This is a genomic window from Porphyromonas asaccharolytica DSM 20707 (genome assembly GCF_000212375.1).
GTDB lineage: Bacteria > Bacteroidota > Bacteroidia > Bacteroidales > Porphyromonadaceae > Porphyromonas > Porphyromonas asaccharolytica.
Genome location: NC_015501.1, coordinates 1420255 through 1432918, shown reverse-complemented (window position 1 = coordinate 1432918; position 12664 = coordinate 1420255). Strand labels below are relative to the sequence as shown.

Sequence of the window (12664 nt, the reverse complement as noted above, 5' to 3'; positions counted from 1 at the left end):
CCTCCGAAGTTTCATTTGATTCCTCCGAAGTTTCATTTCACGCCCACGTGGATATTTTTTATTCTCCACGTGGAGATTTACGATTTCCTACGTAGGAATCGCAGAGTTCCTCCCTTGGAACTAAAAAGTTCCTCCCTTGGAACTCGAAAGTTCCCCCCTTGGAACTAAAAAGTTCCAAAAGGAGAATTACTTTTGCAACTCGTATGTGCGACAAAATCAACATAATAGAGTAACATCTTCTATATGAACTCACGGCTCTAACTTCTACCCTCTACCCTCTAATCTCTAACTTCTAATCTCTAATTTGCTACCTTTGCAGGCAAGTTTTTGAGTTTAGATTGATTTTATAGAGATGAAGTCTCTTGTACAATGCTTTTGGGTGCTCTTTTTCTTTGCCGTGGGTGAACTGATCGGCATGATGATCGGGCACTTTCTACCAGGGAGTGTGATCGGGCTGATACTGCTCTTTCTAGCCCTAGAGACTAAGCTGATCAAGCCTGACAAAGTGGACAGCGTCGCTAAGTTTCTCACCCTCAACATGGGTCTCTTCTTCGTACCAGCTGGCGTGGGGCTGATCACCCAGGTGGAGCTTATCCAGCAATATTGGGCTGCTATCGTGATCTCGATGGTGGTCAGCACGGCACTAGTCTTGGTGGTCGTGGGACGTATGCAGCACCGCTTCGAGCGGCACCATAAGGGACAGATACCTAACGACAACGCATGATGGATCTCGTCACACAACTACTGAGCAAGCCTATCTACTGCTTGCCGCTCACCATAGGCGTTTACTTCCTCAGTTTGCTCCTATACCGCAAGGTGCGGATCGGTCTCTTTCATCCTCTGATTGTTACCATAGGGCTCATCATCTTAATGCTTGACCTATCGGATACAACGTATGAAGAGTATAAAGAGGGTAGCCAACTGATCGACTTCCTCTTAGGTCCCTCAGTCGTCTCACTGGGCTACATCCTATACGAGCAGTCTAAGTACCTCCGAGGACGCGTCGTCTCTATCATGGTCTCGCTCTTTGTAGGCTCTCTAATCGGCATACTCAGTGCCGTAGGACTAGCTTATGCACTAGGCGCAGGCGACGCGATCGCCTACTCGATGGAGTCCCGCTCGGTCACGACCCCTATCGCTATCGCACTCTCTGAGCAGTCGGGAGGTATCCCCGCCTTGACCGCAGTGGTGGTCGTCATCTCAGGCATCATCGGAGGCGTGATGGGGCCTCCACTCTTTAAATGGCTCCACATAGAGAGCAGTATCGCTAAGGGACTGGCTCTAGGTGCTGCAGCGCATGGTGTAGGCACCTCGGTAGCTATTCAAATGGGGGCTCTAGAGGGGGCTATCGGTGGCTTGGCTATTGGTATCATGGGAGTTTTTACCTCCATACTGATACCTATCATCCACTATATCGCTCAGATCTTTGTTTGAGATCGTATGTTGTTGGAAAAGGGTACCTTTACAACATCAAAAACAGTATATCCATGATTAGTATTACTCGAAAAATACTCTTAGCAACGCTTTGCTTGCTCTGCGGTATTACCTTGGGGCAGGCGCAAATCTCTTTCGGTGGGGCACCTGTGATGACATCTCAATCACATCGTGTGGTCGAGGTCGTTCCACCGTTCAATGCTCAAGACTTGCGCGCAGCAGAGCATTGGCATCAAGTGGACGATGGTGCGCCGCTCATCGTGGGGCGCATGCTACCGCTCTCGGGAGACTTCTACCAGCAGGCAACCCACGAAATGATCCAGGGGCGGAGTATCTATCATCTAGAGTTCACAGCTCCTGATGCACAAGGCTTGTCGCTCTCATTTGACAAGCTAGCACTGCAGCCTGGTGACCGCCTCTACCTCTTTGATCCTACTAGAAAGCAGATTTTGGGAGCCTTCACGAGTGAGAGCAATCCCGATGGTGGAGTCTTCGGCACCAACCCTATTGCGGGCAATTCACTGGTCATACAGTATGAGCCAGCGGGAGCTTTGGCCGATATACGTCTGAAGCAACTCGGCTACTTCTTTGAGTCGGTTGCGGCTCCTCAGAACATCTCTGGCGAGGGAGCTTCAGGTGTCTGCAACGTCAATGTCAACTGTCCTGAGGGAGCTGATATGCAGGATGTCAAGAATGGTATCGCCCAGATTATCGTTGTACTCAATGGCAACATTGGCTTTTGTAGTGGCACACTGGTCAACAACAGCAACGAAGATTGGCGACCACTCATCATGACCGCTTACCACTGTACCTTCGCCAAGAGTCCTCTGACGGGCAAGGTCATCAATGCGACTGAAGAGGACTTTCGTCAGTGGGTCTTTAACTTCCACTATGAGCGTCCCGAGTGTGCTAACAATCAGTGGATAGGCGAGCCAGCTTACTCCATCAGCGGTGCTAAGCGTCTGGCTGCTGTGCCGATGGATCACGGGAGCGATGCATTACTCGTGGAGACGCTAAACCCGATACCTGACTACTACGGGGTCTACTACAACGGCTGGGATCGCTCGGGTACCCTAGAGCCTACCGCTAAGGGCCTACACCACCCTAGTGGCGATGTAATGAAGATTTCGACGATCACCGAGCCGCTCAAAAACGGCACTTGGTTGACAGATAACAATGCTGGAGCACGTGATGCACACTTTGCGGTGCGCTATGCCAAGACGGAGAATGGGCACTGCGTGACTGAAGGAGGTAGCTCTGGTTCGGGACTTTTTAATGATAAGGGGCTACTCATCGGAACCCTCTCAGGCGGAGCTGCCGAGTGTGACAAGGGGATCAATGCTCTAAACATGTATGGCAAGCTGAGTGAGCACTGGGCACGATCCACGCAAGATAACTCACAACAGTTACAGCCACTCGCACAGATACTAGACCCCAAGGGAGATGGCACAGCTATGACGCTGCGTGGCGCTTACAAGCCTGGTGCCACGCTGATAGCTTCTGTGACTAAGCTACAGGGCGTCTATCAGGATGGTCAGGCAGCTCTATCGTGGCAGCCGATGACAGTCCTGCCTACGGGCGTCACTGCTGAGGTGCAGATCTTGCGCAATGGCAAGGAGCTAAAGCGTCTACCCGTGAACACGGGACACTACACAGATAGTCAGGCAGGAGACGAGAGCGGTATCGTGACCTACACGCTACGCTACCAATATACCATCGGAGAGGAAGCTACACAGCACTACACGGCTCCTCGTCATATCTCTTTCCTCACCTCAGACCTAGCGGGAGTCTCGCAGTTTGACCAGAAGAAGGAGGGAAGCCAAGTGACTCTCACCTGGCATAAGCCAGTGAATCGTCAGCTGATCTCTCAGCTGACACTCTCTAGCGAAGGGGAGGCTCAGGCAGTTGCTCCCCTAGAGTACCCTGGCTTAAACCCTGAGTACAAAGAGGTCTACCTTGGCGTCCGCTACGATGGACGAGACTTTGCTTCCTTAGGACAGACTCGCTTGGCAGCAATGCGCTTCATCCCAGCACGTACACCTCGTATGCACACCTACACACTCTTCGTGCGCAATGGGCAGAACATAACTGTGACCTCTGCTGGTCTAGAAAAGGATTGCTACGAGGTGATTGCAGACGATGCCACCACGACACTAAACTATCCTATAGGAGATAAATTCGAGCAGAAGAAGTGGCTCTGGGTGCAGGGCTTTACGCCAAAGGTGATACGACCCGAGGAGATGCTCATCGTAGGTTATAAGATCCAGACACGCACTGACTTCACACGTGATGTAGCTATGATCGACCCAACGCCTGCGACTGAATGGAGCAGTCGTCACAATGTACTATCCTTTGATACGCACTACTGGATGCCCGCAGATATTGAGCGATCCCTCCCTACAAAGGATGGCGCTTTTGCCATTGAGTTTATGATAGACGATGGAGAGCCTGGAGCACCTGTTGATGTAACGGGTACGATAGCTCGCGGCTTCCACCCAGCGCAGTGGCCCGTAGTCAAGGAGTATATCATCTATGCCGACGGCAACGAGATAGGACGTACACAAGACCTCAGCTACATAGTCACCAATGCGACAGGCAAGGAGTACAGCGTCAAGCCACTCTACGAGAATGGTTTGATCTCAGCCGTCGAAGCTCTGTCTACTGCACCTGATGCCGTCCATGTCTACCCGACGATCTGCACGGATCATCTGACTATTCAGACGAATGGCCTGACAGGTAGTTACCAGCTCTACACGCTCGACGGCACGCGTATCTCCGAAGGCGTACTAACGGATCGCTCTATCGATACCTCATCGTGGGCAGTCGGCAGCTACCTCCTACAGGTAACCCTCTCAGACGGCACGACGACGCTCCACCGCATCGTCAAGCGATAGCTTCTACAGATCCGTCATCCCCAAAAAGCAAAGGCACTCCTCTCACGAAGAGTGCCTTTACTACTATAAAGGGAGAAGCAAATGTAGCTTATTCAATATCTATTTGTTACCTTTGTGGTGCTAACACTCGCTAATGGACATATTATACGTAAACACTTTATGAATTCATTCTGGAAGACCTTCTTTGCAACACTATTAGCTATCGTCGTAAGCTGTGTCATCTTTGCTTCTCTAGCGGTCATCGTACTGATCAGCTTTATAGCGGCTCTGAGCGCTAACATAGCTAATAACACACAGCAGATCAAGGATGGGAGCATCCTCAAGATCGAACTAGCACACATCTCTGACACTTATGTGTCAAACCCTTGGTCTGATCTCGGATTGAACAAAAGTGATGGTAGTCGCGATCTGCCTCTCTCTTATGTCCTTGAGGCTATTGATGAGGCTAAGAATGATGATCGTATCAAGGGTATCTATCTCAATGTGACGGATCCAGGCTGTGGCTATGCTTCGGCAGAGGCGCTCAGAGGGGCTCTAGAGGATTTCAAAGAAGATGGCAAGTTCATCGTTTCATACTCAGACTTCTACTCACTCAAGGGGTATTACCTTGCCTCTGTCGCTGACCAACTCTATGTCAATAAGGAGGGGTCTATCGCTTTCGATGGCTTAGCTGGTGGGGCTGTTTTCTTCAAAGACTTGCTAGACAAGATCGGAGTGGAGATGATGGTCTTTAAAGTAGGTACATTCAAGAGTGCTGTCGAGCCTTATATACTCAATAGTATGAGCGAGGCAAATCGCACTCAGATCACCTCTTACCTTGGCGATATCTGGGGACGCATCTTAAGCGAGGTCGGTGCCAGCCGCAACTTAGACAGTGTACGCCTGCAGTCTCTAGCAGACAGTATGCAGTCTGTACGACCGACCGACTCTTACCTAGCTAATGGACTCATTGATGGAGCACTTTATCAAGATCAAGCTTTAGAGACCCTCTGCTCACTGGTAGGAGTAGATGAGAAAGATGATCTACACTTCGTATCTCTAAGCGATGTGTATGCGACGCGTGGCTCTGGCCGTAAGGGAGGAGCTAATGTGGGCGTCCTCTTTGCTGAGGGCGAGATCAATGTCGAGGTCGCTGACTCTCCCTTTAACACCAAGAAAGTGGTCTCCGACCGACTCGCTGACCGTATCCTCGAGATGGGCGAAGATGACGACTACGACGCACTTGTAGTACGTGTCAACTCGCCTGGTGGTAGCAGCTACATCTCTGAGCAGCTCTGGTACGCAGTCCATAAGGCTAGCGAAAACAAGCCAGTCGTCATCTCTATGGGAGACTACGCAGCCTCGGGAGGCTACTATATGTCTTCGGGCGCTAGCTACATCTTTGCAGAGCCCTCGACGATAACGGGGTCTATCGGTATCTTTGGCGTTGTGCCTAATGCGACCAAGCTCGCTAACAAGATCGGTGTACACCAAGATGTGGTCAAGACAGGTCAGCATGCTGACCTGGGCGCTCCCGATCGTCCATGGACAGAGGAGGAGCGCGCGCTCTTCCAGCAATATGTCAACCGAGGCTATGCACTCTTCCTCAAGCGAGTCTCTGAGGGACGCAATATGACCACAACTCAGGTCGACTCTATCGCTCAGGGACGCGTATGGACAGGTGCTCAGGCTTTAAGTCTAGGGCTCGTCGATGAGCTTGGCGGTCTACAAGATGCAATCGCTTATGCTGCTTCGCAGGCTGGATATGACACTTACCATGTGACTTACACAAAACGTGAGGTCAATGTACTCCAAGAACTATTTAGCTCATCAACGCAAGCTGTACGTATGAAGCTGATGACCTCATGGTTTACCGATGAGGAGATCCGCTACATCGACCAGATGCGCGAGCTACGTGCTATGTCGGGTCTTCAGGCTCGTCTACCCCTAGTAGTGGATCTCTAGTCTCTGGGAGCAACACAGACTATCCTCTCGACTCTCTTACAGTATGGATCAGACACCCAAGATCAATAGATGGCTGCTACCGCTCTCAGGTATTTATGGAGTGGGCGTATCGCTACGCAATAGCCTTTATAATATGGGGCGTCTGAAGAGTTACGCCTTCCCCATTCCCATCATCTGTGTAGGCAATCTAGCCGTAGGAGGTACAGGCAAGACCCCGATGATAGAGCATCTCATACGGATGCTTATGGGCGATCTGCGGATTGCTATCGTCTCGCGTGGATATAGGCGCAAATCATTTGGGCTTAAGGTTGCTGAGCTAGGGGATAGTGCCAGTCGCATAGGTGATGAACCAGCACAGCTCCTACGTAAGTTTGGCGACAAGATACAGATCGTCGTAGATGGCAATAGGGTGCGAGCGATCAATCACTTAGTCAATCAGCCCTACTCGCAGCGTCCCGATGTAATTCTGATGGACGATGGCTTCCAGCATCGCTCTGTGCGGCCCTCCCTCTCGATCCTTCTGTCCAGTTACAACAGACTTATAACAGATGACGTGCTGCTCCCCGCCGGGCGCCTGCGTGAGCCTGCACGTGCACGCTATCGTGCCGATGTGGTGGTCGTGACCAAGTGTCCTACCCTACTTAAGCCGATAGACTGCACCTTTACGGAGCGCAGGTTAGATCTCTACCCGCATCAGAAGCTCCTCTTTAGTGAGGTAAAGTACGACAATCCTGTCCCCATCTTTCAGAGAGATGCAGAGCCTACTAAGATAGACACCAATGCGGTTGTTATTGCCATATCCGGGATTTCTCACCCTGAGGAGTTCTTTGCCTACGTAGAGCGCGGCTTCTCACGTGTAGTGACACTACCCTATGGAGATCATCATCACTACTCTAGACGCAATGTCACCACGTGGGAAAACATCTTGACAGACTATCTATTGCGTGGTGCAGAGGTAGTGTTTCTTTGTACAGACAAGGACGCTGTCAAGATCTTCGAGCTAGAGTCTTATATGAGTCGTGAGCTACGTGAGCGATTCCTCCGACTACCTATACAGGTACGCTTTAGGGCTCATGGTGAGGAGGATCTGCGCGAGTTAGTCATGAACCATATAGCTCAGTTTACATCAGAGCAAGCTCAAAAAGAGGAGCAGGAGGGGAACGAGGAAAAGGAATAATCTATGAATACACCGATCTCTGACTTGGGTGAGTTTGGACTAATCCGAAAACTCACCGAGCAGTTTGCCATTACATCTCCCAACCGTGTCCGCATGGCTGTAGGAGACGACGCAGCTATCTTACAGATGCAGCCTGACGAAGAGCTGTTGGTCACGACCGATATGCTCCTCGAGGGGGTACACTTTGACATGACCTATATGCCGCTCAAGCACCTAGGCTACAAAGCGGTCGTGGTCAACGTCTCCGACATCTGCGCTATGAATGGCATCCCTCAGCAGATCACCGTCTCTCTAGGGATCTCAGCAAAGTACACAACTGAGATGATCGAAGAGCTCTATAAAGGGATCGAACTAGCCTGTCAGCACTACCAAGTCGACCTAATCGGTGGAGACACCTGCGCCTCACGAAACGGACTCGCCATCAGCATCACATGCCTAGGCTCCGTGCCTAAGGGAGAGGCTGTCCTGCGCTCTGGCGCTCAGCTTAACGATCTCATCTGCGTGACGGGTAATCTAGGGGCAGCCTACATGGGCTTCCAATTGCTAGAGCGTGAGCATCGCACCTTCCTCAGCGCACCGACAGAGGAGTTTGAGCCACACTTCGAAGGGTACGAATATCTCATCGAGCGTCAGCTCATGCCGTCAGCACAACGCTGGTTGCGTGACAAGCTAGCCGAGCAAGGTGTCACACCGACGGCAATGATAGACATCAGCGACGGTCTAAGCTCCGAGTTGCTCCACATAGCAGAACGATCACAGGTAGGTGTACGGGTCTATGAAGATCGACTACCTCTCGATCGTGAGACGCTAGCTCTCTGCGAAGAGATGAATATGTCGCCCATCACGGCGGCTTTCAATGGTGGTGAGGACTACGAGCTCCTCTTCACCGTGCCACTGGCTCAGGTCGGTCAAGTATCGACCATCGAGGGAGTCTCTATCATAGGGCACGCCACAGAGGCCTCTGAGGGCTGTCGCTGGATCTCGACCGATCGTGCCGAGCATGAACTCAAAGCCCAGGGCTGGAACGCCTTCTCCTAGCCCCCACCCTCCTGAGTTCGTCTCAAGTCATAAGCTTGTTCTAAAGCTCACACAGGGGGTGTCTATCCTACTTTGTCAATAAGGAACCTCCTCTATAGGTTTCCAAAAACTTTCCAGCCTTGGAAACTTAGTTTTCCACCCTTGGAAATTCCAAGCTCCTCCCTTGGAACTCGATATTTCCTCCCTTGGAACTAAAAAGTTCCAAGAGGGAAATTGTTTTTGGAACTCGTACGTATAACATATTCAGCACGATACAGACGGCGCGGACAACATCCCCGCTTGATGACTCCTCTCAGACAAGGGTTAGCAGGAGGGCGTCCCTATAGATCGTTACTCGTAAGGTTTGCGGAGTTGAGGGATAATTGCGTTGTCGTATGGGAGGAGTAAAATTCGTACCTTGGCGCTCTCAAACTTTTATGTTACATTTTATGAAGCGACTTCTACTCCTTCCCGTACTCTTCTTGAGTATCCTAACCTCCATGGCGCAAGAGGCGACAGTCCGTCTGCTTATCAAGCCCGATGCGACAGAGGTCACGTTTGTCTATCGCCTCGCTCAGCAAGGAGCGACCGCGCAGATAGACCTAGGTGGCGGTGAGACCGCTACGCTAGAGCAACCCGAAGCTGAGAAGCTACAAACCTTTAAGCACACATTTGCAGAGCCTAGTAGCACACAGCGCACTATTACCATTTCGGCAGATCAGCTAGTCACACTACGCTTTACAAGTAGCAAAGCTATCTGCGGAGTCACACAGATTGCTGCGCCCCTCCTAGAGCGCTTTAACTGTGACTTCACACCTCTGATGGAGAGCGAAGAGCTAGACTTCTCCGCTTGTCCTAAGCTTGAGGAGATCACACTCAATGGCGCCGAGGTCTCTCGAGTCATCCTACCTCCCAATAGAGGCTTGCTCAAGACCTTCCAGTGGGCTACGCCACTACTACCCACCCCTGACAGTAGACAGCTAAAGGAACTAGACCTATCTGGCTGCACAGCTCTGGAGAGTCTATCTCTACAAGGTACCACGCTGCGTACCATCGATCTAACCGATACGCCACTTCTCAAGCAGCTAGTCATCACAGGTCTCAGTAACAAGGCATATCCTCGTCAATTGATCGGGGGCAAGGCTTTGACTCATCTAGAGATGGTGACTCTGCAGTTCTGCGCCTTCACCTATGATATGCTTCCAGACCTCAACGAGACGCCATTGGACAACTTTAAGGTCTCGAAGATGTACTACGCTCATGTCGATCGCTCGCAGTATCGAGACATGACAGTCGACCTCTCCAACATGGCCTCTGCTAAAGGTATCGCGCAGGCACCGACACCCACGACCTTCACATGGTTCTATAAGGATGCAGCCAATAAGTGGCAGCCCATACCTACCGACAAGGTGGTAGCTGGCGACAAGCCTGGGGTCTATACCATTGACGAGTCCTTGCTAGACCCTACCACGCACCAGATTACGGTACGTGCCAAGCTCTTTAATGCTGGCTATCCCGACTTAGCCTTCTATAAGGGAGGACTGCACACTTATAACATCACGCTACCCTACAAGCCCACGACGATGTCTCTATCTGTGACTACGGAGTCTCCAGGTCAAGATGAGGATGGCTATGACATTGATGAGATAGATCTGTCTCTCCAGATAGCTGCTGCTAAGGCCCAGACCAAGGTGCAGATCGACTGGGGCAGTGGCCAGCTTAGCGACTATACAATTCCCAAGGCTAATGAGCCTTTTACCGTCCCCCAAACGGTAGACCTTGGGGCTAAGATCAAGCTTTATGGTCCCGTGACTCTCGTAGACGCTACGGCTAGCAAGATCGTCGCAGTAGCCTTTGAAGATGCCGCAACAATTGAGACACTCCGTCTCTCTCGCAACAAGATTGAGCAGATAGACCTCTCTCGTCTGCCCAACCTCAAGGAGCTGCAAATCACGGACAATAAGCTCGCCGAGCTATCACTCTCTGCTACTCCCAAGCTTGAGGAGCTGTACTGCGGGTACAACAAGCTCACGCAGCTACATGTAGAGCAGACTCCACTCCTGAGCGTCCTAAACTGCAACGACAATCAGATCTCCGCTCTAGCTCTAGCATCTCTGCCTAAGCTGGAGATAGCTGTACTGAGTGGCAATGCCTTTGGCGAAAGTCTAGATCTCTCGGCCAACGAAAAGCTACGTGTACTAGACATTGAGAATTGTCAGCTCTCTAAGGTAAAGCTCGAGAGCGAGTACCTAGAGCGCATCAAGGCTAATGGCAATAAGCTCACTGAGCTACAGCTCATCCCCTACCCAGGACTGGCTCTCAATCTGCATAGCCTAGACGTACGAGACAACAGCTTCACCGCTTGTGATCTCAACGACCTGCTCATACAGCTACCCCCCGCAGGTGACACCAGCGAGGGTCTCTATCGAGTTCAGCTCAGTGGCACGCCAGGAGCAACGACCTACGACAAAGTTCTGCTCAATGGTTGGATCGCTGATAGCGAGAGCACCAGCGAAGGGTGTGAGACAGCGAAGATTTTTGACGCCTCGACGAAGTCTCATGGACATGCTTACATAGCAGTCGGAGACAAGAAGTTCAACTTTGCAGAACCTATCAAGAGGTCAGTAGGAGGCTCTATCGTACTGGTCCCAGACGAAGGCTATATACCCGATTACTGCAAGTGGAGTACGAGCAAGCTCACAGCAGAAGATGAGGCTGGGACTATATACTTCTTCGTCCTGTCCAACAACATCTTCGTCTCTTACGCCTTTAAGAAAGATACTGGCGTCGCTCCTGTGACCGACCGTCCTAATGTTTGGGTGATTACTCCGACAGCTACGGGCTGGGATATAGAGACGCCCTACAGCCAGACGAGCTATGAGCTGTACGACCTGGCAGGACAGCTCCGAGCACATGGCGTAACGGACCAGACGGGACGTCTCTCTTGCGAGCTCCCCGCAGGAAGCTATATACTCTCTATCGCAGGAGCTACGATCAAGCTGATACGCTAAGCATCTAAATAGCTCCAAAGCAAGCGAAGCCCCATACTCCGACCCTGTGAGTATGGGGCTTTTATATGCACACACCGAATGTGTTACGCCTTGCAGGTCTATCTACGCTATGCTTTGCGGTGAGGTTAGGTTGTCGCTTTTTTGTACCTTTGGCTCTGCTAACTGAGTGCTATCGCAAATAAAAGCGACAGCGTCAACTGTGTAGAAGCATATGCCTGAAATAAATCCAGAAAACATTATTCTCCCCGACTCGACGGCTCTCACGAAGGAGGAAATCGTCGATAGTATCGTCAACTTTAACCTCGCTGACACCCTAGGATCATGGGTCGATAAAGCACTTGACATAGGTATCCGCGTACTGCTAGCTATCCTAATATTTTATGTAGGTCGCTGGCTGATAGGTCTTATCATGAAGGGCGTCACTCGACTCCTTGATAGGCGTGTCGAGGCGCTTGGCTTGCGACACTTCATCCGATCGATAGCTCGTGCTGGTCTTTGGATCGTACTGATTATCGTGGTGATCAATATCCTGGGCTTTGCCGCTGTATCCTTTGCGGCCTTGCTTGCTTCTGTTGGTGTCGCCATTGGTATGGCACTCTCAGGACAGCTACAGAACTTTGCGGGTGGTGCTATCATCCTGATCACGCACCCCTTCCGCATTGGCGACTACATCGTCTACCAAGATGTCGAGGGTACGGTACAGGACATCGGAATCTTCCACACTTCTATCACTACTACGGACAATACAAAGATTTACCTGCCTAATGGTAATCTAAGTACGAACATAATCAAAAACACCTCTGAGATGTCCACTAGACGGTGTCAGTGGAAGTTTCTCGTGGACTACGACGTGCCGTTCGAGCGTGCTAAGAGCATCCTCATGACGGAGCTACTCAAGGATCCACGCATCCTACAGGATCAAGGCGTGCTAGCCGTGATCTCTGATATGACGGAGAGCAACTACACGATCATGATCCGTGTATGGTGTACTAATGCGGATATGTGGGATCTCTTCTGGGACTTCAACGGTAGAGCTACCGAGCTCTTTGCTGGCGAAGGCTTTCCACGTCCATACTCCAAGGTCGAGCTGCGCAACAGCACACCATATAATAATAAAGAGACTGAGTCTCACGACTAGTCTCTTCTGTATCGCTTTATAACTCTATTCATCGGCTCCTAGAGAGCCT

At 51.0% G+C, this 12664-nt stretch carries 8 protein-coding genes; all 8 read left to right on the top strand.

Translation table 11 applies throughout. From position 1 onward, the window contains the following. Positions 1 to 352 precede the first annotated feature (352 nt). The 8 genes from PORAS_RS05585 (at position 353) to PORAS_RS05550 (ending at position 12615) form a co-directional block, all read left to right on the top strand. Positions 353 to 724 carry a CidA/LrgA family protein gene (locus PORAS_RS05585; protein ID WP_004330945.1) on the top strand — a complete coding sequence of 124 codons (372 nt, stop codon included), beginning with the start codon at positions 353 to 355 and terminating at the stop codon, positions 722 to 724. Continuing rightward, positions 721 to 1434, top strand: coding sequence for an LrgB family protein (locus PORAS_RS05580; RefSeq protein ID WP_004330937.1), 714 nt, complete (start codon positions 721 to 723; stop codon positions 1432 to 1434). Before PORAS_RS05585 ends, PORAS_RS05580 begins: the two co-directional genes overlap by 4 nt. A 152-nt stretch (positions 1435 to 1586) precedes the next feature. Beyond that, positions 1587 to 4328, top strand: a complete 2742-nt coding sequence (locus PORAS_RS05575) for a T9SS type A sorting domain-containing protein (protein ID WP_245528068.1) — start codon at positions 1587 to 1589, stop codon at positions 4326 to 4328. A 159-nt stretch (positions 4329 to 4487) separates the two neighbouring features. Further along, positions 4488 to 6272 carry a signal peptide peptidase SppA gene (sppA, locus tag PORAS_RS05570; RefSeq protein WP_013760510.1) on the top strand — a complete coding sequence of 595 codons (1785 nt, stop codon included), beginning with the start codon at positions 4488 to 4490 and terminating at the stop codon, positions 6270 to 6272. Between the two features lie 43 nt (positions 6273 to 6315). Further along, on the top strand, positions 6316 to 7449 hold the full coding sequence (lpxK, locus tag PORAS_RS05565) for a tetraacyldisaccharide 4'-kinase (protein ID WP_013760509.1): 1134 nt from the start codon (positions 6316 to 6318) through the stop codon (positions 7447 to 7449). 3 nt (positions 7450 to 7452) lie between these two features. Continuing rightward, the gene (gene thiL / locus PORAS_RS05560; RefSeq protein WP_013760508.1) at positions 7453 to 8487 is read left to right on the top strand and encodes a thiamine-phosphate kinase; all 1035 of its coding nucleotides are present in this window, start codon (positions 7453 to 7455) and stop codon (positions 8485 to 8487) included. A gap of 428 nt (positions 8488 to 8915) precedes the next feature. Continuing rightward, positions 8916 to 11477 carry a leucine-rich repeat domain-containing protein gene (locus PORAS_RS05555; protein ID WP_013760507.1) on the top strand — a complete coding sequence of 854 codons (2562 nt, stop codon included), beginning with the start codon at positions 8916 to 8918 and terminating at the stop codon, positions 11475 to 11477. A 211-nt stretch (positions 11478 to 11688) separates the two neighbouring features. Beyond that, a complete protein-coding gene (locus tag PORAS_RS05550) occupies positions 11689 to 12615 on the top strand; it encodes a mechanosensitive ion channel family protein (protein WP_013760506.1) in 927 nt (308 codons plus the stop codon). The last annotated feature ends 49 nt before the right edge of the window (positions 12616 to 12664 follow it).

Coding starts and splice junctions, on each gene's coding strand:
- PORAS_RS05585 (WP_004330945.1), top strand. CDS start 353: ATGAAGTCTCTTGTACAATGCTTTTGGGTGCTCTTTTTCTTTGCCGTG.
- PORAS_RS05580 (WP_004330937.1), top strand. CDS start 721: ATGATGGATCTCGTCACACAACTACTGAGCAAGCCTATCTACTGCTTG.
- PORAS_RS05575 (WP_245528068.1), top strand. CDS start 1,587: ATGACATCTCAATCACATCGTGTGGTCGAGGTCGTTCCACCGTTCAAT.
- sppA (WP_013760510.1), top strand. CDS start 4,488: ATGAATTCATTCTGGAAGACCTTCTTTGCAACACTATTAGCTATCGTC.
- lpxK (WP_013760509.1), top strand. CDS start 6,316: ATGGATCAGACACCCAAGATCAATAGATGGCTGCTACCGCTCTCAGGT.
- thiL (WP_013760508.1), top strand. CDS start 7,453: ATGAATACACCGATCTCTGACTTGGGTGAGTTTGGACTAATCCGAAAA.
- PORAS_RS05555 (WP_013760507.1), top strand. CDS start 8,916: ATGAAGCGACTTCTACTCCTTCCCGTACTCTTCTTGAGTATCCTAACC.
- PORAS_RS05550 (WP_013760506.1), top strand. CDS start 11,689: ATGCCTGAAATAAATCCAGAAAACATTATTCTCCCCGACTCGACGGCT.